Annotated in this window: 18 protein-coding genes; 14 read left to right on the top strand and 4 right to left on the bottom strand. The window is 53.3% G+C overall.

What is annotated here, in order from left to right; all coding sequences use genetic code 11:
* Nucleotides 1–106 precede the first annotated feature (106 nt).
* Nucleotides 107–2,770 (top strand): preprotein translocase subunit SecA, encoded by a 2,664-nt coding sequence (gene secA / locus ACX5K5_RS10440; RefSeq protein ID WP_096257148.1) that lies wholly within the window; start codon nucleotides 107–109, stop codon nucleotides 2,768–2,770.
* Here secA and ACX5K5_RS10435 read toward each other — a convergent pair.
* Together ACX5K5_RS10435 and ACX5K5_RS10430 are read right to left on the bottom strand one after the other, a co-directional pair.
* Nucleotides 2,767–3,282 (bottom strand): Rv3235 family protein, encoded by a 516-nt coding sequence (locus ACX5K5_RS10435; protein ID WP_096257147.1) that lies wholly within the window; start codon nucleotides 3,280–3,282, stop codon nucleotides 2,767–2,769. The genes secA and ACX5K5_RS10435 overlap by 4 nt on opposite strands.
* A gap of 13 nt (nucleotides 3,283–3,295) precedes the next feature.
* Entirely contained in the window at nucleotides 3,296–3,955 is a 660-nt protein-coding gene (locus ACX5K5_RS10430) for a LysM peptidoglycan-binding domain-containing protein (RefSeq protein ID WP_188685696.1), read from the bottom strand.
* Nucleotides 3,956–4,145: 190 nt separating this feature from the next.
* On the opposite strand from ACX5K5_RS10430, the gene ACX5K5_RS10425 reads away from it, so the two are divergent.
* From ACX5K5_RS10425 to ACX5K5_RS10405, 5 genes are all read left to right on the top strand, one after another.
* The gene (locus tag ACX5K5_RS10425) at nucleotides 4,146–4,697 is read left to right on the top strand and encodes a hypothetical protein (protein WP_459174363.1); all 552 of its coding nucleotides are present in this window, start codon (nucleotides 4,146–4,148) and stop codon (nucleotides 4,695–4,697) included.
* A gap of 88 nt (nucleotides 4,698–4,785) precedes the next feature.
* Nucleotides 4,786–5,451, top strand: coding sequence for a hypothetical protein (locus tag ACX5K5_RS10420; RefSeq protein ID WP_459174362.1), 666 nt, complete (start codon nucleotides 4,786–4,788; stop codon nucleotides 5,449–5,451).
* Entirely contained in the window at nucleotides 5,448–6,686 is a 1,239-nt protein-coding gene (locus ACX5K5_RS10415; RefSeq protein WP_459174361.1) for a CpaE/TadZ family protein, read from the top strand. Before ACX5K5_RS10420 ends, ACX5K5_RS10415 begins: the two co-directional genes overlap by 4 nt.
* Nucleotides 6,687–6,806: 120 nt before the next feature.
* Nucleotides 6,807–11,612, top strand: a complete 4,806-nt coding sequence (locus ACX5K5_RS10410; protein WP_459174360.1) for an NAD-glutamate dehydrogenase — start codon at nucleotides 6,807–6,809, stop codon at nucleotides 11,610–11,612.
* Between the two features lie 9 nt (nucleotides 11,613–11,621).
* A complete protein-coding gene (locus ACX5K5_RS10405) occupies nucleotides 11,622–13,118 on the top strand; it encodes a sensor histidine kinase (protein ID WP_096257142.1) in 1,497 nt (498 codons plus the stop codon).
* A 66-nt stretch (nucleotides 13,119–13,184) separates the two neighbouring features.
* Here ACX5K5_RS10405 and ACX5K5_RS10400 read toward each other — a convergent pair whose 3' ends face one another.
* Nucleotides 13,185–14,903, bottom strand: coding sequence for a LysM peptidoglycan-binding domain-containing protein (locus ACX5K5_RS10400; RefSeq protein ID WP_096257141.1), 1,719 nt, complete (start codon nucleotides 14,901–14,903; stop codon nucleotides 13,185–13,187).
* 202 nt (nucleotides 14,904–15,105) lie between these two features.
* On the opposite strand from ACX5K5_RS10400, the gene ACX5K5_RS10395 reads away from it, so the two are divergent.
* Complete coding sequence (locus ACX5K5_RS10395; protein ID WP_096257140.1) at nucleotides 15,106–15,459, top strand: Rv2175c family DNA-binding protein; 354 nt, start codon at nucleotides 15,106–15,108, stop codon at nucleotides 15,457–15,459.
* A gap of 208 nt (nucleotides 15,460–15,667) precedes the next feature.
* Here the strand turns inward: ACX5K5_RS10395 and ACX5K5_RS10390 are convergent, their stop codons facing one another.
* Entirely contained in the window at nucleotides 15,668–16,726 is a 1,059-nt protein-coding gene (locus ACX5K5_RS10390; RefSeq protein ID WP_096257165.1) for a polyprenyl synthetase family protein, read from the bottom strand.
* 196 nt (nucleotides 16,727–16,922) lie between these two features.
* On the opposite strand from ACX5K5_RS10390, the gene dinB reads away from it, so the two are divergent.
* From dinB to ACX5K5_RS10355, 7 genes are all read left to right on the top strand, one after another.
* Complete coding sequence (gene dinB, locus ACX5K5_RS10385) at nucleotides 16,923–18,101, top strand: DNA polymerase IV (protein ID WP_170947912.1); 1,179 nt, start codon at nucleotides 16,923–16,925, stop codon at nucleotides 18,099–18,101.
* A gap of 182 nt (nucleotides 18,102–18,283) precedes the next feature.
* On the top strand, nucleotides 18,284–18,670 hold the full coding sequence (locus tag ACX5K5_RS10380; RefSeq protein ID WP_096257139.1) for an SCO2097 family morphological protein: 387 nt from the start codon (nucleotides 18,284–18,286) through the stop codon (nucleotides 18,668–18,670).
* A gap of 415 nt (nucleotides 18,671–19,085) precedes the next feature.
* Nucleotides 19,086–19,499, top strand: a complete 414-nt coding sequence (mraZ, locus tag ACX5K5_RS10375; RefSeq protein ID WP_105673483.1) for a division/cell wall cluster transcriptional repressor MraZ — start codon at nucleotides 19,086–19,088, stop codon at nucleotides 19,497–19,499.
* Nucleotides 19,500–19,678: 179 nt separating this feature from the next.
* Nucleotides 19,679–20,671 (top strand): 16S rRNA (cytosine(1402)-N(4))-methyltransferase RsmH, encoded by a 993-nt coding sequence (gene rsmH / locus ACX5K5_RS10370; RefSeq protein WP_188685712.1) that lies wholly within the window; start codon nucleotides 19,679–19,681, stop codon nucleotides 20,669–20,671.
* Between the two features lie 3 nt (nucleotides 20,672–20,674).
* Nucleotides 20,675–21,457, top strand: coding sequence for a cell division protein FtsL (locus ACX5K5_RS10365; protein WP_188685713.1), 783 nt, complete (start codon nucleotides 20,675–20,677; stop codon nucleotides 21,455–21,457).
* Between the two features lie 76 nt (nucleotides 21,458–21,533).
* Nucleotides 21,534–23,348 carry a peptidoglycan D,D-transpeptidase FtsI family protein gene (locus ACX5K5_RS10360; RefSeq protein ID WP_229677105.1) on the top strand — a complete coding sequence of 605 codons (1,815 nt, stop codon included), beginning with the start codon at nucleotides 21,534–21,536 and terminating at the stop codon, nucleotides 23,346–23,348.
* Nucleotides 23,342–24,925, top strand: coding sequence for a UDP-N-acetylmuramoyl-L-alanyl-D-glutamate--2,6-diaminopimelate ligase (locus tag ACX5K5_RS10355; RefSeq protein ID WP_459174359.1), 1,584 nt, complete (start codon nucleotides 23,342–23,344; stop codon nucleotides 24,923–24,925). Before ACX5K5_RS10360 ends, ACX5K5_RS10355 begins: the two co-directional genes overlap by 7 nt.
* Nucleotides 24,926–24,964: the final 39 nt, after the last annotated feature.

Raw genomic sequence — 24,964 nt, 5'->3', positions numbered from 1 at the left:
CTTGTAGAACATCAAATCGCCCCGGGAAATAGCAGATTGTGCTGTTTTCCTCACGTAGACTAAAGACGCCAGAATTTACTGTGCTTGAGATATTGGGAGCTACCACGTGGCATCATTGCTAGAGCGTATTTTACGTACCGGCGACAAGAAGACTTTAAAGACTCTTCGAGCTTACGCCGACACGATCAATACGTTGGAAGACGAATTTCGCGAAATGTCGGATGAGGAGCTTAAAGCCGAAACCGATAAGTTCCGTGCTCGTCTAGCCGAAGGCGAGAAGCTCGAAGCTTTGCTTCCGGAAGCTTTTGCTGCGGTGCGCGAAGCCTCTGACCGAGTCCTTGGCATGCGGCACTTTGACGTACAGCTCATGGGTGGCGCCGCATTGCATCTGGGTAATATCGCTGAAATGCGTACCGGTGAAGGTAAGACCTTGGTTGCGACAGCACCGGCTTACCTCAATGCGCTGACCGGTAAGGGCGTCCACGTGGTGACGACCAATGACTTCCTGGCGCAGTACCAATCAGAGCTTATGGGACGTGTCTTCCGGTTCCTCGGTTTGAGCTGCGGTTGCATCTTGTCGAATATGGATCCTGCGGCTCGCCGTAAGCAGTACGAAAACGACATTACCTACGGTACGAATAACGAATTCGGCTTTGACTACCTGCGCGACAACATGGCCTGGAATAAGGAAGAACTCGTTCAGCGTGGCCACAACTTTGTCATCGTTGATGAGGTCGACTCGATCCTGATTGATGAGGCTCGTACGCCACTGATCATTTCGGGTCAGGCTTCGGGCGACGTAAACCGCTGGTACACCGAATTCGCTAAAATCGTGAAGCGCCTTGACCGCGATGACGACTATGAGGTCGACGAGAAGAAGCGCACCATTGGTGTGCTCGAAGCAGGCATCGAAAAAGTCGAAGACTATTTAGGTATCGATAACCTCTACGAGTCGAACAACACGCCATTGATCGGTTTCCTGAATAACGCCATCAAGGCAAGGGAACTGTTCAAGAAGGATAAGGACTACGTCGTAGTCAACGACGAAGTCATGATTGTTGATGAACATACCGGACGTGCACTTGAAGGTCGTCGTTACTCCGAAGGTATGCACCAGGCAATCGAAGCCAAGGAAAATGTCAGCATCAAGGCTGAAAATCAGACCTTGGCCACTATTACGTTGCAGAACTACTTCCGCATGTACGAAAAGATCTCGGGCATGACAGGTACGGCTCAGACCGAAGCCGCCGAGTTCATGGGCACCTACAAGCTCGGCGTGGTGGAAATCCCCACTAACCGCCCGGCTATTCGAAACGATCAGGCTGACCTGATCTATAAGAATGAAATCTCTAAGTTTGACGCCGTTGTAGAAGATATCGCTGAACGTCACGCAAGTGGCCAGCCAATCCTTGTTGGTACCACCAGCGTGGAAAAGAGTGAGTATCTCTCGCGTCTGCTCGCTAAGCGAGGCATTCGCCACGAAGTACTCAACGCTAAGCAACACGCGCGTGAAGCGGCCGTAGTCGCTATGGCAGGTCGTAAAAACGGCGTCACCGTCTCCACCAACATGGCTGGCCGTGGTACCGATATTATGCTCGGTGGTAACGCCGAGTTCCTAGCCGTAGCGGAGATGGAACGTCGCGGACTAGATCCAGAGAATAATCCCGAAGAGTACAACAAATTATGGGACGAGGTCTTTGCGAAGGCCAAAAAGACCGTTGCCAGCGAAGCGGAAGAAGTCACCTCACTCGGTGGACTTTACGTACTCGGTACTGAGCGTCACGAATCGCGTCGTATCGACAACCAGCTTCGTGGTCGTGCCGGCCGTCAGGGTGACCCGGGCGAATCGCGTTTCTACCTGTCGATGACCGACGATCTGATGCGACGCTTTAATTCCGGTATGGCCGAACGCATTATGAACAATCCATCGATGCCAGATGACGTGGCACTCGAATCAAAAATGGTTTCTAAGGCAATCGAATCTGCTCAGGCTCAGGTTGAAGGCGTAAACGCCGAACAGCGTAAGAACGTGCTGAAATACGACGACGTGATGAACCGTCAGCGTGAAGCAATTTATGCTGATCGTCGTGCCATCCTAGAGGGTGCCAATATCGACGAGAAGGTAGGTCACTTCCTCGAAGATGTTGTCACCGCCATGGTTAATGAAGTGACTTTGGTTGGTAATCCTGATGACTGGGATCTGAAGCAGCTATGGACGAACCTCAAGCAGCTCTATCCCATCGGCTTGACCATCGACGAGGTTGTCGAAGAGGTCAACGGGCTGGGGCATCTAACGCCAAAGTTCTTGGAGACGGAAATTCTTTCCGATGCTAAGTACCAGTATGAACTTCGTGAAAAAGCCATTGGCTCTGAGGTTCTGCGTGATCTTGAGCGCCGTGTAGTGCTTTCTACCATTGGACGTAAATGGCAAGAGCACCTCTACGAAATGGATTACCTCAAGGAAGGCATCGGCCTTCGTGCCATGGCACAGCGTGACCCATTGGTCGAGTATCAGCGCGAGGGCTTCACCATGTTCCAGACCATGATGGAATCCATTCGCGAGGAAAGCATCGGAACATTGTTCAATCTCGAAGTTCCTACCAGTAGCGAGACCAATACTGACGGCCCTGCGGCGGTACAAACGCCAGCTTCTCCAAAGAACTTGCAGTTCACTGGGCCCGACGAAGACGGTGAAGCTAGCACTCAGGCTGAACAGGCTTCCAATCCCGCTAAGGCAGCCAAGAAAAACAAGAAGGCCAAGCGCCGCTAAATTGTTTCGACGCTTGTGATCTGCCACCGTCCGTGCCATGGCTCAATTCTGAGAGCTACGGCGCGGACGCGGTGTTTAAACGCGATAATTACCGAACATTCATAGGCTCCAGAGAGTGTGGGCCAAAGGTGCAGTGATCGGACTTGCCCATGACTCGTCCCGGGTTCGGGCTGAAGTGTATATCCTCCGGTTTGCAGAATCGCTTGGGCACGAAGTTTCTTCACGCATTCGGGTTCCATAACAAACGCTAATTGACCCACCGAGCGGTAACCGGCGATGATCTCAAAGACGGCCCGAGACACAGCGTGTGAGAGCTCGATTACGGTTTTGCGTTCGGAGGTAGTCACCGCATGGCGGCGGAAGATCCGATCCATTGCCAACGAAATTTGCTGGGGCGATCTCGCTTTATTATTCTCACGATGTCCTGAAGCGATACGCAGCGGAACATTGGCGCAAGTTTGATTGGCCGATTCGGTCCTGAGCTCGGTGATCGTGTCTGATTCAATACTCACTTTGGTTTCCTCCTTAGTTGATAACGGGTAGTTTCAGCTCAAGACCGAGCTGGAGCATATTCGGATCTTCTCCAATCACCTCGCGATTCATCTCGTATATTTGCGGCCACAACTTGGCAATCTCTGCAGACGACCCGTCGCTGTGCAACATTTGTTGGGCAATGCTCCACAGCGTTTGCCCTGACGCAACGATCACTACTTCCTTATCGGGTACTGGCCGATTGCGCTCTTTTCCCGAACCCATCAACCGATTCATCGGAATACTTAGCGAGCCGGGCAACCAGCCAGGGGTGGGAACAGTCGTATTCGGTTGTGCGTTCACCGCAACTCTGTCATCTGAAAACGCCGCAAGTTCTTCGCTCTGAGAAGAGGAAACTTGCGCAATGGCAGAGGGTGCGGCTTGGGCGAGCCCGGTAGAGGCGAATGCCAAGCTAGTGCCCACAACGGAGCCTAAGATCCGACGGGTCAGCGTTGGGGCTATCTGGCAAAAGAGTTCTAAAAGTCCGGTATGTCCGCGTCGTGCTGCGAAGATAGCGATGCGCAGCGTTGCGTAGGCGAGAAGACCCGTTAACACACAGATGCCTGCCGCACAGAGAAAAAGAATCAATGAGTTCTGCAAGAGGTCGCCGTCCGCTTCGAAGCGCGGACCGGTGGAACGTACCCAATCGAGCACGGCAAGGGCAACTACAGAGCAAGCAGAGACTAGCAAACAAATGATGAAGGTCCTCCTGTGACGGATCATTGCTTTGCCTCACTTAGTTGAGTTAGATGCAATTTGATGTTATTAGATATCGATCATGACACTTTAAGTCAATTTAGGGAAGAGGGTTTCGCAATAAACTCTTCTCTCGTACAGTTGGCGCATGCGGTGGGAATCTTTCTTTGAAGACCTTGAGGCGCAAGCGGAAGCACAACATGCAGCACAATTACGCGATGAAATAGCTGAAGGTATCCGAGTTGAGCGCGCTACCGAAAACATGCGTAACCGTCTGTTGGAGATGCAGAGCTCAACCGTGGACGTCAAGCTGACCGGGGGAGTAGAACTCAATGCCCGGCTCGGACCGGTTGCCACCGAGTACTTCTGTTTGGAAAACGACGGGACGCGATGGTTGGTTCGCTGGCTAGCATTACGGTCGCTCGGAGTGCCATCGATGAAATTGAATCAGGGTGGCCGTTTATCCCCGATAAAATTTGCGGCCGTAGTTCGTGGCGTATTACGCGATCGACAACGAGTTGTTATTTACGATGTCAGCGGCCAGATGGCTGCCGAAGGGACATTGTGGCAGGTAGGCGCAGACTTCCTCATCATCGCGATTCATCCGCATGACGAATTTGCTCGTGATCGCAGTATCACTGGTTATCAACTTATACCTTTGGAAACCATTGGATGGCTCCAAGTCGCCGGGTCAAATTAATCCACACCCTAACGGCTTAGGGTTCACAGCGCGCGCAAGTTGTCGTAGGCTCGCGAAACAACCAACTAGCGCGGTCAAAGGATAAACAATGATTGGTGAACAGAGTAGTAGCGCATCTCGTTCAACAACAGCGGCCCGGGTCAAGCGGCCTACATGGAAGGATCCTCGACTTGCTTTGGGCGCAGTACTGGTGGTCGCTTCTGTGGTTGGCACCGTATATTTGGTCCGCGAGCTGAACCACACGACAGAGGTCTATGTCGCAGGTGCCAACATCACCCTAGGAGAAGAGCTAACGCTTCAAAACCTCAGGATTGAAAACGTCCAACTTGGTGAGTCAGACACACAATATCTAGCAGCGAACCCGGAATTGATCAGTGAGGCACGCGCCAATACGTTTATCGGTGAAGGAGAGTTCATCCCGAACTCTTCGATCACGCACAAAGACTTAGGCTCGCGCCGTCCAATTAATATTGAACTTCCCGCTGACCTAACGCCCGCTATCACTCCGGGCAGTTTTGTGGACGTGTGGATCGCGCAACGTGAAAAAGCAGGATCAACCTATGGGGTACCGGAACAACTAGCGAGCATGGTTGAGGTATCTGCCAGGGTGGCCAGAGCCGGCGGGCTGGTGAACCAAACCGGTACCAATCTGGAACTGCTCGTTGAGCCGACTCACCTTGAACCTTTGCTCCAAGCCCTAGCCAATGAATCAAGAATTATTGTTATCTACAATCCTGCCGGAACCCAACAATGAGTATCACCGTTGTTGTCTTAGGAAACGATGAGCATGTGGTGCGCCAAATCGAGGGCTACCGAGGCGAACTTATGGTGACGCGCGTGTGTGAAGATATTGCTGAAGCAATCGCAGTATGTGCTGTTGGTGCGGTCGACGTGCTATTGGTTTCGGGCCGCGAGCTTTTGCCCCCGGTTGAACAGATTGATGCGATAGCCGCTCTGCACACTGTGTTGGTGCTCCTTGACGACAAGCCGCGGGCAGAGAACATAATTACCGGTCTTCTGGAAGTTGAACCAAACATCTCGATGATGGAATTAGAACCACTTGTCCTGAGAACACTTCGCAAACTGACCCATCCGGTGAGAGTAGATGCTGGGATCGCAGCGTCAAACAGCACGGACTCCGATGGTACAAACGGAAAAATTGTGTGTTTTTGGGGAGCGCCAGGTTCGCCAGGGCGAAGCACAGTTGCCTTGAACTATGCGGTGGAAGCAGCCTTGGTAGGGCAATCAGTGGTGATACTTGACGCGGATACTTTTGCCGCCTCGATCTCAATACAGCTGGGATTGTTGGATGAGTCTGCGTCTATCGCCCAATTGTGTCGAGTCATTGATTCGGGATCCAAAGAACCAGCCCGTTTAGCTGCAACGTGTCTTAGTGTTGAGGTTGCCGCGGTAGTTATCAAAGTGGCTACCGGATTACCTCGTGCAAGCAGGTGGCCAGAAGTACGTGCGTCTGCATTACGCCGTGCCACCGAAGTGCTTCGCGAACATCATGATCTGGTGGTGCTGGACGTGGCATCTCCCATCGAATTAGACGAGCAACTCAGCTTTGACACGCAAGCACCCCAACGCAATGCGGTAACCGTAGAAATGCTGCGTAGTTCCGATGAAGTGTTCATGGTTGTTGCTGCCGATAGCGTGGGAATTCCTCGAGCACTTCGAGCCATCGATGAGTTTGAAGAACAAATACCAGGTGTTGATCTTCAAATTCTTTTCAACAAGCTCGGCACTGCCAATACTGGTCACAGTCCCAAACGCCGTCTTTTGGAGGCATGGGACCGTTTTGGACCGCGTCATACTATTGCCGGTTATCTTCCACAGGACATCGTGAGCTGTAACGCCGCGTTGCTTGCTGGATCACCTTTGGCTGAAATCGCCCCTAAAAGTACATTGCGTTCTGAAATCAAGGGCTTGGTGGGCATTAAATCTTTGGATAAGAGGAAGAAACGGTTGAGTCGTCGATTTGGCTAAAGGCATGAACTTGACCAAACGAAAACACGGTAGTGTGGATTACATCGGAGATCCGCAAAGACGCGGATTGATAAGAATTTCGTTCTTGGAGGCGTTCACTTGAACTCGTCGGAATCCAACATGTCAGAATCATTTATGGATGCGACACTCACCACGCAGTTGGTGGGCGAGTACTATGGCCAAACAGCGCAAGAGGACGTTGCGGCGTATACGCCCGATGAACTTGAAGCGCGTGTGGCTGCACACCTAGAAATTGGATATGGCCGTGACGTTGACACAGCTAACGTATCTATCACCCGCAACAACGGCGTTTCGGTGGTACATATCGTCACCGATGACATGCCCTTTCTGGTTGACTCCGTCACCGCGGAACTGGTTCGTCTTTCGGCGCCTATCCAGCTAGTTGTTCACCCAACATTCGTGGTCTCGCGTGACCGCGAGAGTGGGTTCATCAAGAAGCTGTCACACTCTGGATTACAGCATGTTGCCAGTGGAGATACTGCCGCACTGTCAGATCTCAGCACACTGACCTCCCTTGATACCCACACTAAGGTTGAATCGTGGATCTCGGTGGAGGTCGCTCGGGACCTGAGCGACGAAGAAGCCGTGACCATCGTCGAAAACCTAAATAAGGTTTTGTCGGATGTGCGTATCGCTGTCCAAGACTGGCCAGCCATGCTTGATCGTGCAAAAGACATCGCTGCAACATTGCCACAGACCGCAAATGCAGGGGACATCGCGCAACTAGATCAGGCCGTTGAGCTGCTGAACTGGATGTCTGATGGCCGCTTCACCTTCTTGGGATACCGTCATTACGATCTCAGCACCGAGCACGGTGAAGATGTTCTGGTTGCCCGAGAAGGCAGCGGTCTAGGTTTGATGCGTGAACTGGAGAATCAGGGTCCACAGCATTTGACTAAGCGCGGACGTGCCATGGCCCGCGATAAGAGCGCTCTGATCATTACCAAAGCCAACTCACGCTCCACAGTGCACCGCGGGGTCTACCTCGATTATGTGGGTGTGAAGAGCTTTGATGCTAACGGCGAGGTCAACGGCGAACGTCGTTTCATCGGCCTCTTCGCTTCGAAGGTTTATACCTCAAGCGTGAAGACCGTACCGGTTGTTCGTGAAAAGGTTGAAGCAGTACTAAAAAACACTGGCTTTGCTGGCGATTCGCACTCGGGCAAGGACATTGTCACGATTCTGGAAGCGTACCCGCGCGATGAACTATTCCAGATTTCAATTGAAGAACTCACCGAAATCGCTTTGGGTATTCTGCGACTACAGGAACGTCGGCGTACCTCGGTCTTCTTGCGCACCGACTCTTACGGGCGTTTTGTGACCGCAATGGTGTACCTGCCTCGTGACAGATTCTCTACCGATGTGCGTCAGCGTATTGAAAAGGAACTTGCCTCAAGCTTCAACCCGGTATCCACCGAATACGAGGCACAACTTGGTGCTGGTGCGCTGGTTCGTCTCTTCTACCGCCTGCGCCTGCAACACCACGGGCTTGCCCCGGTCGTGGACCGTAAGGCACTGGAAGACCGAATCGCTAAGGCTGTTCGTTCCTGGAGCGACGCGATCACCGACACCGCACGCCTTAGCCTCTCTTCGGGAGATGCTAACCAGTTGGCAAACGCTTGGGCCGGTGCTTTCCCCGAGGCATACAAGGTGCAATTCGAAATTGAAGATGCGCTGTCCGACATAGACTTGCTCACCGAGTTGAATGACCCGGAACACCAGGGGCCGGTAGTTTCCTTCTACGACGCACCCTATGACGAAAGCTCTCCGGTCACCAAGCGCATGAAGATCTTTGTTGATCGTCCATTGCTGCTCTCGCGCATCCTGCCTGTACTTCAAGACCTTGGACTGGACGTCGTCGACGAACGACCATTCGAACTGAGCCCAGACGGTCTGGGGGAACGCTACATCTATGACATGGGTTTGCAGGTTGATCCGGAAATTGATTTCTCTGCCATCGAAAGCAAACTTGCCGACGCATATTCGGCAGTGGTTCGCTCGGCAGCTGAATCGGACAAGCTCAATGCTCTAGTGCTGCGCGAAGGTCTAACCTGGCAAGAAGTGGCGATGCTTCGTGCCTACGCTCACTACCTGTTGCAGCTTGGTGTCTCGAACTCCACTGGCTTCATTGCTTCTACTCTGGTGAACAATGCCGCGGTAACTCACGGAATCGTTGCACTGTTCCAGGCAACCTTTGATCCTTCCTTGTCCGCTGAGGCTTCGACTTCGGCACGCGAACAGGCTCATGCTCAGATCACCGAAGCTCTAGAGAATGTACCGACGCTAGACGCCGATACTCTTCTTCGCCGATTCGTGAAGGTCATCGAAGCGACCAAGCGCACCAACTACTTCACCGATGGTGTGGCGCTTGCTTTCAAGTTGGCTCCAGAAGAAATTGACTTCGCACCATTCCCGCGTCCAAAACATGAAATGTGGGTCTACTCGCCGCGTGTAGAAGGCGTACATTTCCGTTTCGGCGCGGTAGCTCGTGGTGGCCTACGCTGGTCGGATCGTCGCGAAGATTTCCGCACCGAAGTACTGGGTCTGGTCAAGGCACAGATGGTGAAGAACTCAGTGATCGTTCCAACCGGTGCTAAGGGCGGTTTCTACGCTAAGCAGCTGCCTAATCCTGCCGTGGACCGTGGGGCTTGGATGGAAGAAGGAAAAGCTTCATACCGAGTCTTCATCAAAACCTTGTTGGACCTGACCGACAACTTGATCACGGATGAAAACGGAGAACACGTTGAGTACCCGAAGAATGTAGTGCGTCGCGACGGCGACGATACATATCTTGTTGTCGCCGCGGATAAGGGAACCGCAAGCTTCTCCGATATCGCAAACTCGATCTCCCAGGATAAGGGCCACTGGTTAGGCGACGCGTTCGCCTCCGGCGGGTCAGTGGGCTATGACCACAAGGGCATGGGAATTACCGCTCGTGGTGCATGGGAATCGGTTAAGCGTCACTTCTTCGAGCTGGGTGTGGACACACAGAGTGAAGAATTCACCGCCGTAGGCGTGGGCGACATGTCCGGTGACGTTTTTGGCAACGGCCTACTGCGAACCCGCACGGTAAAGCTGGTGGCGGCCTTTGACCACCGCGATATTTTCTTGGATCCAAATCCTGAACCAGAAGCAGCTTTTGTCGAGCGTCAGCGCTTGTACGATCTACCTCGCTCTAGCTGGGCTGATTACAATAAGGACTTGCTCTCCGAAGGTGGCGGGGTCTACTCCCGCAGCCTGAAATCGGTCCCCATCAACGCACAGGTTCGTGAAGTTCTTGGCTTGGACGCTTCGGTGACCAAGATGAGCCCTAACGAATTGCTCAAGGCCATCTTGTCGGCCCCGGCCGACTTGTTATACAACGGCGGTATCGGCACGTATGTGAAATCTAGCGCCGAAACTCACGGGCAGGTTGGAGACCGTGCAAACGACGCGATCCGCGTTGATGGACGAGACATCCGAGTCAAGGTTATTGGTGAGGGCGGAAACCTTGGCATGACCCAACTTGGCCGTATCGAAGCCGCGCAAAATGGTGTTGTGCTCAACACCGACGCGATTGATAACTCGGCTGGTGTTGACACCTCTGACCGCGAAGTGAATATCAAGATCTTCGTTGATCGCCAGATCAAGGCCGGCCAGCTGACCGCTGAGGAACGAAGCGAGTTCCTCTTGTCCATGACCGACAACGTAGGCGACCTGGTCTTGCAGACCAACTTCGATCAGAACGTATTGCTACTCAACGAGAAGCATGCAGCGAAAGTTTGGGCTCCAGCTTACGAACGACTCATGCAGTGGTTGGAGGAGCACGCGGATCTGAATCGTGAATTGGAATTCCTTCCAAGTAACGAGGAACTCGAAGAGCGCAAGAACTCCGGTGGAGTAATGACTGCACCAGAAATTTCGGTGCTCGCCGCCTACGCTAAAATTCAGCTCGCCCACGCGTTAGCCGAATCAGACCTGGCAGATGATCCGTACTACGTTGCAACGTTGCGCCGCTACTTCCCAGAACAGCTCGTTGAGCGTTTTGGGGACCAGTTGGAGACGCACCCGTTGCGTCGTGAAATCATTGCGACGGTTGTCGCCAACGACATGATCAATATCGGTGGCGTCACCTATGTCTTCCGTGCCATGGAAGAGACTGGTGCCAATGAGGTCCAGATCGCAAAGATGTTCACCGCACTGCGCGATGTATACGGCTTCGACCGTCAGTTCGCTGCAATCAACGTCCAGCGGGCCGGCACGGACGTCGAATACTGGGGACGTCAGCACCATGACATGCGCCGTCTGCTCGATCGTACGACCCGTTGGTTCATCAACCGCGTCGATCAGCAGCAGCCGGTAGATGACATCGTGCACACCTACGAGCCGATTGTCAGCCAGCTACGTAAAAGCTTGCCGACCTTCCTTGTGGGCTCGGATCTTGAGCGATACACCGAATGGCAGCTAGACGCCGTCAGCAATGGAATCGATGAGCATCGGGCCAGCATGTGGGCCTCGCAGTTTGAGTCCTACACGTTGCTAGATATTGCCGATCTAGTGGGTCGCTCAGAGTATTCAGCGCAGCAGATCGCTGAGACCTACTTCGTGCTTTACAACGAATTTGGTGCCGATGATTTGCTGAACCGAATCACCAAGTTGCCTCGTTCAGACCGCTGGCAGGCCTTGGCTCGTGCGGCAATGCGTGATGATCTGTACACGACGCTTGTGGACCTCACAGGCAATGTGTTGGATAACGGCGCACAGATTGCCGACCCGGCAGAGCGTGTTGCGGCCTGGGAAGAGGCAAACGCGGCTAACCTTGATCGTGCGAAGACAATGTTTGCTGAAGTAAACAGCCTCGGACGCGACGACATGGCGTCGCTGTCTGTAGCCCTTCGCCTTCTGCGTTCCATCGTCCGGAGGTAACACCCGCTAATGGCCCTCATTACCGAGCAACAACGTCAACGCGCAAATCTCGGGCCCGGTGATGAGGACTGGCTGCACCTACTGGTGGGGGACTGGCAACTAATCTCGGATCTAGCATTCGCAGACTTGGTTCTCTGGTTCCCCACCGGGGACGGTTCTTACGTGGCTCTCGCGCACGTAAGACCGTCAACGTCCCACACGGTATTCCATACCGACTTTGTGGGCGAACGGATCCGCAAGGATCTGCGAATGATGGTTGATCAGGCTTGGGAGAGCCAAAAGGTGCAGAAATCTGCCGAGCAACCAAGCGCAGAACTGATCTCCGGCCTGACCTCGGTCCAAGCGATCCCATTGGTGCGTCAGCATCGATCGGTTGCGGTGATCACTTCACACTTCGATCCAAATCAAGCTCGAACCCCCTCAAATCTTGAACTGGTGTACCGGCAGAGCGCCGATGACCTATTGACCATGGGCACTCGTGGTCTGTGGCCCGATTTTGCAAGCCCCACTGGGTCGCGTCGCGGTGCGCCGCGAGTGGGCGACGGGTTTATCCGACTAAATGTCGACGGTGTGGTGGAGTATGCGAGCCCCAATGCTGTGTCGGCCTTCCGCCGTTTGGGAGCAGCCGAAGTGCTCCAAGGACAACCGTTAGCAGATCTCACGATGGCACTGGTTAGTGACCGTCGTGTAGTCGATGAAACTTTGCCCCTAGTACTCCAAGGGAAAATGCCGTGGCGTACCGAAGTAGAGTTCTCCGGAGTGACGCTCTCGTTGCGTGCCATTCCACTTCGTGATGAATCCAAACGGTGGGGTGCCTTGGTATTGTGCCGAGACGTCACCGAACTTAGGCGTCGGGAGAAAGAACTCGTCACCAAGGACGCCACCATTCGCGAAATTCACCACAGGGTGAAGAATAATTTGCAGACGGTTGCAGCCCTACTGCGTATGCAGTCACGTCGTATGAGCTCCGACGAGGGTAAACAAGGCCTTGAACAAGCAATGCGTCGTGTCTCGACCATCGCCTCGGTACACGACTTCCTATCTAAGGGTCTGAACGAAACCGTAAAATTTGATGATCTTATGGATCGTCAATTCAGGCTGATCGTCGAAATTGCCTCGCCCGGCCAGCGTGTAGCAACCCGGCGTGAAGGTGAATTCGGGATGCTGGACGCCGATTTAGCCACTCCATTGTCGCTGGTCATCAACGAGCTGGTGACAAACGCGGTTGAACACGGGTTAGCGAACCGTGATGGTGAGGTCGGGCTGCTAGCTAACCGCTACAGCGGACACGATGGTAAAGACTGGCTACGAGTAGTGATCCAGGATGACGGGCATGGTTTGCCGGCAGGTCCACGGCGTGAAGGCTTGGGCCTACAGATCGTCCGCACATTGGTCACTAGCGAATTATCTGGTGAAATCCAGTGGATGCAGTCGGAACCGCAAGGGACCAAGGTCGTCATTGAGATGCCATTGCATCGACATCGCAGAGATCATCATAGTGTCTGAACAATTTGGCTGAGCACAAAAAATGCGGGTAAGTTCCGAAAGGAACCTACCCGCATTTTCTTATGTCTAGCTGTACTGCTTCATCAAAGATTTGACGCTAGCAACGTAGCGCTTGGTGTCTTCGAACATCCCGTACTTTCGAACTCCACCTAAGCCCTGGTAGTAGGATGCGATTGCTTCATCCAGGCTGTTGGTGTTATCCAAGTTGAAACGAATCGTAGCAACACCGGCTGCGACGTTGTCCTGAGGCTTCAGAAGGTTCAGATCGCGTCCTAGACGAGATGACATCCACTCGCCGGTACTTGGAATGACCTGCATGGTGCCAAGGGCGTTAGCAGGGGATACAGCACGCATGTCGAAGCCAGACTCCTGCATGGCGTGTGCCATTGCGAGCGACGGGTCTACTCCCATGCTGTTCGCAGTGGAACGAATTATTGCTTTCATCTCGTCGCGGCTTGGGACCGAGACGGAATCGAGGTAATTCTTATTCTCGTTGGCACTGTTCACGGTGGCATCTGGGTAGGTGCGGCCCAAGAAAGAATTACCGATCTTACGGTCCTTCTTCTTTTCAATGTTTCCATTTGGCGATACCGAAGAACCTGAGACTCGGAGTTTTTCACCGATCTTCAGCGCAGTCTGCGAGCTTACCTGCGGGTTCAAGTTCAGCAGCGCAGACAGCTTCATATCGTGCTGACCGGCGATGCCGCCGAGGGTGTCACCACTCTTGACAGTGTAAGTTGCGTTGCCCGACTTCTTTGGTGAGCTCTTCTTTTCGGTGTTTTTCGATTCCGAGGAACCGCCTGAAACAACGAGTTTATCGCCTGGGAAGATGTGCTTACCGGAGCTAATGTTGTTCTTGCTGAGCAAGGTCGACAGGCTCATATCGTGCTTGACTGCGATTCCCCCGAGGGTATCGCCACTCTTGACGGTGTAGGTCGAGGAGCCCGATGTTGATTTAGGGGAGCTCGACTTAGAGTCTGAGTTGTTGCTTGTTGACTTGCCAGAAACGGTGAGCTTATCACCGGGGAAAATCGACTTCGAAGCTGAGAGATTGTTTTTGCTAAGCAGTGTCGACAGGCTCATATTGTGCTTGACTGCAATGGCTCCGAGAGTATCGCCGTCCTTGACGGTATATGTTGCCTGACCCGAGTTCGAGCTATTGCGCTGCGAATCTTTCTTTGGCGCAGATGATTTAGAGCTCCCTGCAACGGTGAGCTTATCGCCAGGGAAGATCAAAGTGCTGGCAGATATGTCGTTCTTGCTCAACAGGCTAGACAGGCTCATATCGTGCTTGGCAGCGATACCACCTAGGGTGTCGCCGTTCTGCACGGTGTAAGAAGAACTCTGCTGGGTTTGCGGAGCAGACTTTTTCTTCGAGGATGACGCATTGCCAGGGACTTTGAGCGTCTTCCCGGCGACAATCACATCATTCTTGAGATTGTTGATCTTCTTTAGTTCGGAGATCGAAGTGTTGTATTCCTTGGCGATGCTCCACAAGGAAGCTCCCGGTTCAACTTTAATTTCCTTGGTGCTGCGCTGCGCAGGCAGACCAAGAGTTGAAACTCGTGAAGCGAGTAAGTGAGCTTTGATTTGGCTTTCAGCAATTTTTAGACTTGCTGGCGAGACGCTTTTAGGTGCAAGCACGCTCGGGCTCTGTGGAACTGAAACAGGTGCCGCGTGTACCGCTGGAGCTAACGCCAGACTGCCGATCACCGCGGCAGGTATAGCGGCGCCAGCTACGACGCCTAGCGCATGCTTAGCTGCATTGCTCGATTCGTGGGGCATGGAGTGAATCCTCAAATCAGTGGAGTAGGTAACAACTTCGTTCGCACGTCCTCGTTGGCAACGGGGCCAATGTGGTTCGTGTTGAAATTGTTATCAAAGTGATACATGAAAATTTACACTACTAGTGGGGCGCAAGGAAACCATTGTGGCGAGTCGGGAAGAAGTTTCTGCACGGTTTACCTTTTTGTGGGAACCTTAAGAGGTGAATGAACTTCAAAAAACCGTTGGCCAGTGGCTGACTCTTCCGGACTTAGCCGAAATTCTTGATGTCGATATCCGGGCAATACACCGGTTACTCGATGAACGAGCCATTATCTCTGTGCGAATCGGAGAGCGAAACGTGCGGTCAATCCCCGCTGACTTCGTTCTTGATGGTGCAGTCGTGGAAAGTCTTAAGGGAACGTTGTCGGTCCTGCTGGATGCTGCGTACTCGGATGAAGAAGCCATCACGTGGCTATTCACCGAAGACGAATCGCTTCCAGGGACTCCAATGAATGCCCTTCGTACTGGGCGCAAGACAGAAATCCGACGCAGGGCTCAAGCTCTAGCTTGGTAATTGAGCAGAACTAATCGTAAAGATTTCATAAAACTTAGGTCTCGAACGTGTTGTTGATAACCACATGTTCGGGACCTTAGTTCGTGCTGGGGTATTTGCGAAAACACATCGACGGTGCCCGGCAATCGAAGCTGGAAATAGCAGTGGCCGACTACGAACAAAAAGTTCGTGGTCGGCCACTGCCAAATGCCTATGAAATTAAGGTTGTTTACTTACTGCGTTTGGTGACGATGTCGCTGAGGTAATGCATCCCTGCCAACGACAAGTCCGCAACGGTGATGCGTTTGAGTGCGGTAAGAGACTGCTCCGTCAGTTCGCTAATACTCGCTTCGGTTTCCACAAGGGCTCCCGAGCTTTTCAAAATTGTGCTCATCTTCTCTACTTCAACGTCGCTCATATCGGAGGCACCGAGGCGGTCTTGGATGAAGTCTCGTTCCGCTGGGGCGGACTTTGCCAACGCATGGGCGATCAATTCGGTACGTTTACCTTCACGCAAATCGTCTCCCGCTGGCTTCCCAGTCACTGAAGGGTCACCGAAGACGCCAAGAACGTCGTCGCGAAGTTGGAAGGCTTCACCTAGCGGCAATGCAAACGCGCTATAGTTTTCTAGCAATTCTGCACCGGCATTAGCTAATGCCCCACCTAATAAAAACGGGTTCTCCGTCGAGTACTTTGCAGACTTAAAGCGCACGATAGTTCGAGCGCGCTTCACGGCTTCTGCCGGATCATAGGCAGAGCCGGCTGACTCTTCCAGGACGTCGAGGTACTGCCCGGCCATGACTTGCAGTCGCATCCTATTAAAAATGGATCGAGTCGCTGAATTGAGCCCATCAATCTCGGCAAATACTTCTTCACTCAGAGACAGGCATAGGTCGCCAGTTAGGATGGCGCTTGCCATTCCATAAGCGGCGGCGTCACCGGTTAGACCGAGTGATGAGTGCTGCGCTTCAAATCTCTTGTGCACGCTTGGCTGTCCGCGACGAGTGTCGGAATTGTCAATGATGTCGTCGTGGATCAGGGCCGCACCCTGAAATAGCTCCAGAGAAACGCCTAAACGAACGATATTCTCGTCATCTGGATTTCCTCCCGCGCCGAGGTATCCCCAGTACGCAAAGAGCGGACGCAGGCGTTTACCGCCACGTACTAAGTCTTGGATGCTGCTGACAATTTCAGTGGCGCTGGAGGTAATCTGAGCAACTTCGTCACCTTTTGAAGACAAGAATTGTTCCAGAAGCTTGGCGACCGCATCGGTATAAGTACGACTCATCTGTTCAGCTTTGGATACCAGAGCTGACAGAGGTTCAAGCGAGGACATGAAAAACCATTTTCTAAGCGTGAACTACTAACGGATACTGTCAACTCTACAGTCATCTTTGTACCGCGCTCACGGAGACTGGATCGGCGGACTTCTCAGGATTGTTCGTGGTCCGCAGAACCGTCGGGTCGCTCATTAGACTAGGGATATGGCAGATCTGGAAAATCGCGCAATTCTACACGTGGATATGGATGCGTTTTTCGTATCGGTAGAGCTTCGCGACCGACCAGAGCTACTTAACGAACCAGTCATCGTGGGATTCCCTGGCGGTCGTAGCGTAGTGCTTTCGGCTTCCTATGATTGTCGCGCACGTGGGGTCCGTTCGGCCATGCCAATGAGCCAAGCCATAGCCTTGATGCCTCAGGCCACGATCATTGAACCTCGACATAGCGTGTATACCGAAGTTTCGGCACAGATTATGAACTATTTTGAGACCATTACGCCGCTGGTCGAACAGGTAAGTATCGACGAAGCTTTCTTAGACGTGACTGGAAGTATGCGATTGCATGGTGGACCGGTAGCAATCGCACATAAGATCCGTGCGCATGTGGCAGAAGAACTGCATCTTCCTGCGAGCGTGGGCATTGCGAGAAACAAGTTCGTGGCAAAACTCGCCTCGACACATGCGAAGCCAGACGGCCTCATTGTCGTCGCTCCAGAGCGAACTACAGAATTTTTGCATCAGCTCCCGGTGTCAGCGATGTGGGGAGTGGGAAAGAAAACCGGGGAACAATTGCACGCCCTGGGAATTGAAACCATCGAGCAGTTGGCCACCGAGCCGCAATCCCGAATGATCCAACGCTTTGGAGAACATGGACGTTCTTTGCATCTGCTGGCCCACGGTATCGATAACCGTCACGTGCAAACTACCCGGCAGGAGAAAAGTATCTCAGCTGAGCATACTTTTGCTGGTGATGTGAAGGATGTCGAGGTGCTGGAGGAAGAACTGCTGAGGTTGGGCCACCGGATTGGACAGCGCCTAAGGGCCTCTGGAAAGGCCGCGTCAGGGGTGGGGCTAAAACTGAAGTATCAGGACTTTACCGGAGTGACTCGAAGTAGGGCTATGACGGTACCGACCGACTCCTCGGCGACTATAAGTCAACATGCCGTCGAACTGTTGCGCCGCATGACTCCGCTATCTCAGTCCGTCAGGCTGGTGGGTGTCAAAGCGGAAAGGCTAAGCGATCCTGAACTGGGAATACAGTTGAGTCTGGACCCTATAGAAGGAAAAACCCGTGAAGCTGAAAGAGTTGCTGACGAAATAAGCCAACGTTTTCCTGGCTTCGGTTTGTCTCCAGCTCGGTTCCTGCGACCTAAAGAAAAATAGGTCTGCCACTCACAATGATGGAGTTGCCTGAAAGTGCTGAAGATCAACTAGCAGGGGAGCGGCAAAAGAGACTATCCTAATAAGTAGGTAGCAAATACCGATTGGGAACGATTCCAAGTGGTTGTGCGTTATACCTGTAGGCGGTGGTGGACCGCTTCGGAAGTGATTGGAAGGAGAAGGCGATGCCCCTATCAGAGCATGAGCAACGTCTATTGGAGCAGTTGGAGAAGCAACTGCACGAGGATCGTCGCTTCGCTTCCAGCATGAAGGCTCCAGCAAGTACTGGTCGTCTTTCAACGCGCAACATTGCGCTTGGTGCGCTCCTGGTCATCGTGGGACTCGGTGGTCTCATCTTTGGAATTTCCCAGCAGCTGATCATTGTCGGTGTTATCGGATTCGCAGCCATGTTCGCTGGCGTTCTTCTGGCCCTTGCTAAATCGGCGGAAGGAAAAGTCGGTGGCATCAAAGCTCCGGCCAATTCCAAGCCATCGGGATCAGGAAATTCGCCGTTCATGAGCGGTTTGGAAGAGAAATGGAACCAGCGTAAGCGGGACCAGTCCGACGGATAGATTTTTGTTTTCGAGGTGTAACCCTTTGTGGGGTTGCACCTCTTTTTCTTTTAATTGACCTTCAACAGGCGCCGGCACAATTCTCGGCAGATTCCTAGGTAACGGGTTTTATGGGGTATTTGCCCACCCCCACTTTCCTCCCCGCACCCCTCCATAGTGCTCCCCAAACTTAGATTCCGCCCATAAACAGCGGTATCTCGGCCTTTTTACGTCAGAACTCCTTAACTGTCGGTCCATTCTTCCTTAGACCCTCCACAACAGAAGCTGGGAAAAACCCGCGAAATCAAGGCCTTTTTTAATTCCAACACCTCGCGAAAACGCGTTGTTTGCGTTGACAGTGGAGGGTTGTGGAGTAAAGTGGAGTGCAGTAGAGGGAATTGGGTAATTGGACCACTTTGCGGGAGAGGCGGTGTGCATGTTCCTTGGAACGTACACGCCCCGACTCGATGAAAAAGGTCGACTAATTCTGCCTGCTAAATATCGTGACGAGCTCTCATTTGGCCTAGTGCTTACCCGAGGGCAGGAACGTTGCATCTATGTCTTTAGCCAGCGCGAGTTTGAGAAGCAACATGAGCAACTAGCTCAGGCATCACTGACTTCGCGTAAAGCACGAGATTATGCGCGTGTGTTCTTGTCAGGCGCTTCTGACGAATTGCCAGACAAACAAGGACGAGTCACGATTCCGCAGGTATTGCGTAGCTACGGAGGCTTGGACCGTGAAGTGACGGTCATCGGTGCGGGAAACCGAATCGAAATTTGGGACTCCACTGCCTGGCAACAGTACTTGCAAGAACAGGAAGAAGTATTTTCCGAAACGGACGAAGACTAGAACCCATTGCGGGTTCCGGTGTTTTCCACAGAAACAAGAACGCTGGGATGAGATCTCCAGCCACCTTGACGGTGACTTGCTCTGGCTCCACTTCCCCGGATCCAGATCAAAATTCATCGACACGAGGTTGGATGGGGATCTGATTCCAGCGGAGACAACAACAGCGAAAAGGGGGCGCAGTGCCGAATCAAGATTCTCAACGACCAGCTTCGGAGCGACATGTTCCGGTATTACTGGATCGATGCGTCAATCTTTTGGCACCGGGCATCGAGCGCGCCAATGCCGACGGACGTAGAGCCGTTGTTGTGGACTGCACCTTAGGAATGGGTGGACACTCCGAGGCGATCCTGCAACGCTTCGACAATCTCCACCTGATCGGTCTTGACCGTGACGAGCAGGCTCACCAGCTTGCCGGAGCTCGTCTAAAGCCTTTCGAAGATCGAGTAGACCTTGTGCATGCGGTCTACGACGAAATCTCGGACGTGGTGGAAGACCTGGGTTTCCCGGGAATCGACGGCGTACTTTTTGATCTTGGTGTTTCCTCATTGCAACTCGATGAGCGCGAACGAGGTTTTGCATATTCCTACGATGCGCCTCTAGATATGCGTATGGACACCTCGGTTGGTCCAACTGCCGAAGACTTGGTCAACGACCTGGACCGTGAGCGACTGCTACGGATTATTCGTCAGTGGGGCGAAGAGAAATTTGCGGGTCGGATTTCTACAGCCATCGTGGAGGCGCGAGCCACAGAACGAATCACGACGACAGCTCAGCTGGTCGAGGTTATTCGCTCAGTAGTTCCTGCTGCTGCAGCACGCACCTCAGGGCACCCCGCAAAGCGAACTTTCCAAGCATTGCGTATTGCGGTGAATGAAGAGCTTGACGTTTTGGAACGAGCTATACCTGCGTCGATGTCCTCACTGAATATTGGCGGCCGGGTGGTCGTCATGAGTTACCACTCACTCGAGGACAAAATCACCAAACGTCACTTCGTCAAGGGTTCTACCTCTTCAGCTCCTCCGGGTTTTCCAGTTGAGCTGGAAGAGCATAAGCCCGAATTCAAGGTACTCACCAAGGGCACCGAGAAGCCGACAGAAGCAGAAATCGCAGAAAATCCACGTGCTGCATCGGCCCGCTTGCGTGCGGTCGAAAGAGTTCTGAAAAGGAGCTAGCCCATGACCCAACGAGCCCAACGTCGAGTCACCAAGACCGCCGCAATGACCGCACAGACGGTTGTCGACGGTAGTGCTGCTCGCGCCGTTCGTCCGGAACCAGTGGCTGCAAGTGAACTTCCAGAGCTTGATTCGCGCCAGCGCGTTACGCTCTCACTCGTACCGCGTATTAACGAGACCAACAAGCGTTCGATGTTGGTCATGGTGATTGCTCTGGTCGTCGTGGCATTTTCAGTGATAGTTACGCTCGTGCTGATGAACACGTCGGTAGCCCAAAGACAATATGACATTGTGTCTTTGCGAAACCAAGAACGCGTGCTCTCGCAAGAAAACCAGGCGCTACTCAAGGAAGCTCAATCGCTGTCAGCTCCGCAGGCGCTGGCAAAAAAAGCGAAAGCGCTTGGCTTAGTAGCACCGGGGGCTCCTGGACTGGTGGATCTCAACGACAACTCCATCACGAAGTCTGCAGACAAGGCCGTGGAGGCGGAAGGGAATTCCGCCAACTACGCAACGTTGCCACTACCGGGGCAGAGCATCCGCGAGAAGGCAAAGGCCGACACGAAGAAGAGTGAGTCCAAGGCACCAGTGCCTACTGTGGGCAATGCCTCTAAAGATGATGCGAAGCCGGCTACCGATTCGGCGGACTCGAAGAATTCCACGAAGTCTGTAGTGAAAGACGAAACGGCAACTCGCAAGATTGCCGATGACGGACGACCGGTCTTCAAAGATAGCGAACTCAACGGCGGCACGATCCCAGCACCAATGATCAAATCCCCGACGAACTAGCTTTCGCTTTCTAAGCTAGAACCACGACGGTAATTCTCGCTGTCAAGAAACCACGTTGAGGGGACTGAGTATCACCGTGAGCTCGACCGCACTGGACACAGCAAAAAAGCGCATGCGTTTTTTGCTCATCTTATCTTTGGCAGCGCTCCTAGCAATCGCGGGCCGATTGTTTTGGGTACAGGGAATTAACGCTTCGACGGTCGCCGATGCCGCGCAGGCAGACCGCCAGCGCGAAGAAGTTATCGCGCCGACCCGTGGTTCTATCGTTGATCGCAACGGTACGTTGTTGGCGGTCAGCGTTGACCGTTACGACCTGGTTATTGACCAGCGAGACCAGCGAGATCAATTCCGCCGCGCAAAGCGCGATGGCACCAACGGTAGCGAGTTCATTGGTTGGGATCAGGCGGTCAAGGAACTAGCCCAGATTCTTGACCAGGATCCAGCAGAGCTTGCCACTTCCGTTCAGCCGCAGGACGGTGCCAAACCCAAAGGCTACGTGGTCCTGGCCAAGGGAGTCACTCCAGAAGTTAAAAACGAAGTGATGGAAGTCGGCATCCCACGCCTTTCCCCATTGCTACGTAGCGAACGACAGTACCCACAAGGCGTGATCGCCGGACCGCTCCTAGGTTTTGTGCGAAACTCTGAGGATCAAACATCCGTGGTGGGTGCTGAAGGCTTAGAACTAAGCCAAGAAAAGCATCTTAAAGGAACCGAAGGCAGTCGCAAGATTGAGGTCAGTGCCGACGGCGTCCGCATACCGGTCACCGAGGTTGAAGAAACCCCAGCGGTTAACGGCCAAGACGTCATGCTGACCATCGACTCCGATGTGAACTATGTGGCACAGCGTGAGGCCGAAAAGAAGCAGAAGCAGTTTAATGCCCAATGGGTATCGGTAGTCGTTCAGGAAGTAAAGACCGGCAAGATCCTTGCCATTGGTGACTCTGCTCAATTAGATCCCAATGACCCAGGTGCCACCGACCCTGAGTTTCGTCGCTCCGTGTCTATCACCCGGGCTTTTGAGCCAGGCTCCACCGGCAAAGCTGCAATTTTTGCTGCGGCAATTGATCAGGGAGCGGTAACCCCAAAGACCGAGCTCCGTGTTCCGAACAAGTACACAGTCACCAAGGAGACTATTAACGACTCCTTGCCACACGACACGTTCGATATGACTGCGGCCGGAGTTTTTGCTCGTTCCTACAACACCGGTACCGTGATGGTCGGAAACAAGCTGACCAAAAAACAACGCTATGACTACATGCGTAAGTTTGGGCTAGGAAGCCCGATTTACCTTGGACTAAACGGTGCAAGCGCTGGACAGCTGGCGAAACCAGAAAATTGGGATCGCCGCCAGCAGTACACCACGATGTTTGGCCAAGGTTATTCGCAAACCGTCCTGCACACCGCCTCGATTTTCCAGACTCTAGCCAACGGTGGAGAGCGCATCGCACCGAGCCTCATCGAAGGTTATAAAAACGACGATGGAAGCGTAACCGAACCGGATCCGTCAAAAACGAGCCGCGTTGTGAAGAAAGAGACAGCAAAAGAGATGCTGAAGATCATGGAAGGCGTCGTGGAATCGGGCACCGGTACTAAAATGAAGATACCGGGATACCGCGTAGGCGGTAAAACGGGTACCGGACAGGCCGCAAGTGATAAGGGCTATGACGGGTACAGCTATTCCTTCGCAGGCGTAGCACCACTGGATGACCCACAGTACGTTGTGGTGGCAACCATGTACCGTCCGCAGGGTAGCTGGAAAAACTTTTCGGTCGCCGACACGTTTACTGAAGTAATGAGTCACGTACTCAACACCTACAACGTGCCACCAAGCTCCACAAAATCAGAAGCGTATGACGTCTTCGTTGGTAAGGAACAAAAGAAACCTTGGTAGTTCAGGAATCAGGCACGCCACGCGAGCTGGAACATCATTTGCGACCTAGCACGGTCAAAGGAATCGACTTTGATCAGTTGCTAGAACCTCTCGCTGCAACCGCTCATGGGGCTTCTAACAAGCAACCCATTACCGGAGTGAGCCTGAACCCACAGATAGTTCAACCCGGAGACGTATTCCTAGCCATCTCGGGTGCAAAACGTCACGGTGCAGAATTCCTAGACACCGCCCTAGCCAATGGAGCCGTCGCGCTGATCACCGATGAGGCGGGCCTCAACCTGTTGGCCGAACCGGCGTCGATTCCGGTGGCAGTAGTCAGCGATGTGCGAAAAATTGCAGCTCGCGCCGCCAGCATGGTCTACGGTACAGCGAAGAACTGCCCCGAATTGTTAGCGGTGACCGGCACCAATGGCAAAACCACCACAACCTTTATGATTCGGGCGATTACCGAGGCCCTCGGATTACATGCAGGTCTTGTAGGCACCATTGAAATGTCTGCTCGCGGTCAGATTATCCCTAGCGTGCTCACTACCCCCGAGGCGACCCAGCTGCATGGTGTCCTGGCACGAATGAATGAACAAGAAATTTCTACGGTGGCTATGGAAGTTTCTAGCCATTCGCTGAGTTACGGGCGGGTAGACGGATTGCAGTTTGCCGTATCCGGATATACCAACCTCACCCAGGACCATCTCGATCTGCATGGTTCGATGGAAGATTATTTCCAGACCAAAGCGCAACTGTTTACCTCGGGCCATAGCCAGCGTGCAGTGGTGATGGTCGATGACTCCTATGGACAGCGACTGGCGCAGAACGCTTCAATTCCCACCGAGTCGTTGAGCCTTGATGCACATACCAATGCCGACTGGCACGTAGTGAACATCGCGCCCAGCGTATTAGGATATCAGTTCACTATCGTGCATCGCGATGGACGCGAATTTCACGCCCGCACCGGCCTGCCGGGACTCTTTAATGTCGCCAACGCGGCGCTGGCAACCGTGATGGTGCTGGCCAGCGGTGTTGCTCTAGAACAGCTCCAGGAAGCACTGAAGCAAGCTGACCCGCTGTCGGTATCGGTTCCAGGTCGGATGCAAGTCATCGGCGAGTCACCCGTGGCAGTAGTGGACTTCGCGCATAACTCCGATGCCATCGCCAAGGCCTTGGAATCGATGCGCGTCACCGGGCAAGGACGTCGAATTATCGTTTTCGGTGCCACCGGCGATCGTGACAAAACCAAGCGCCCGGACATGGGCGCCGTGGCGGCGCGCCATGCAGACATCGTCATTGTCACCGATGATGACCCGCATGGGGAAGATCCAGAACCAATTCGCGAACAGGTTGCCGCCGGCGCGCAAGCCGTGATCGACGCTGAACGTGCAGCGGTGCAGCTATTCAACATCGCGCCACGCGCTAAAGCCGTTGAATTCGCTGTGAGTTTGGCTGGAGTGCAAGACGCGATACTCGTTGCCGGTCGCGGACACGAAGTTAGCCAAGACGTCGCCGGTATTGACGTTGAGTTAGATGACCGCGTCGAACTGGCCAATGCGCTAAAGCTTCATGGATTTGTGACCATTTACTAGCTCACAGAAGTCCTCCTCACCCGCCGCTCAAGTGTAAAG

It is taken from the genome of Glutamicibacter bergerei (genome assembly GCF_054495185.1).
This window is presented reverse-complemented; position numbering and strand designations above follow the sequence as displayed.

Bases quoted from the DNA above. Each gene is read 5' to 3' on its own strand.
- ACX5K5_RS10425 (WP_459174363.1), top strand. From the start codon at position 4,146: ATGCGGTGGGAATCTTTCTTTGAAGACCTTGAGGCGCAAGCGGAAGCA.
- ACX5K5_RS10420 (WP_459174362.1), top strand. From the start codon at position 4,786: ATGATTGGTGAACAGAGTAGTAGCGCATCTCGTTCAACAACAGCGGCC.
- ACX5K5_RS10415 (WP_459174361.1), top strand. From the start codon at position 5,448: ATGAGTATCACCGTTGTTGTCTTAGGAAACGATGAGCATGTGGTGCGC.
- ACX5K5_RS10410 (WP_459174360.1), top strand. From the start codon at position 6,807: ATGTCAGAATCATTTATGGATGCGACACTCACCACGCAGTTGGTGGGC.
- ACX5K5_RS10405 (WP_096257142.1), top strand. From the start codon at position 11,622: ATGGCCCTCATTACCGAGCAACAACGTCAACGCGCAAATCTCGGGCCC.
- ACX5K5_RS10400 (WP_096257141.1), bottom strand. From the start codon at position 14,903: ATGCCCCACGAATCGAGCAATGCAGCTAAGCATGCGCTAGGCGTCGTA.
- ACX5K5_RS10390 (WP_096257165.1), bottom strand. From the start codon at position 16,726: ATGAGTCGTACTTATACCGATGCGGTCGCCAAGCTTCTGGAACAATTC.
- dinB (WP_170947912.1), top strand. From the start codon at position 16,923: ATGGCAGATCTGGAAAATCGCGCAATTCTACACGTGGATATGGATGCG.
- ACX5K5_RS10380 (WP_096257139.1), top strand. From the start codon at position 18,284: ATGCCCCTATCAGAGCATGAGCAACGTCTATTGGAGCAGTTGGAGAAG.
- mraZ (WP_105673483.1), top strand. From the start codon at position 19,086: ATGTTCCTTGGAACGTACACGCCCCGACTCGATGAAAAAGGTCGACTA.
- ACX5K5_RS10365 (WP_188685713.1), top strand. From the start codon at position 20,675: ATGACCCAACGAGCCCAACGTCGAGTCACCAAGACCGCCGCAATGACC.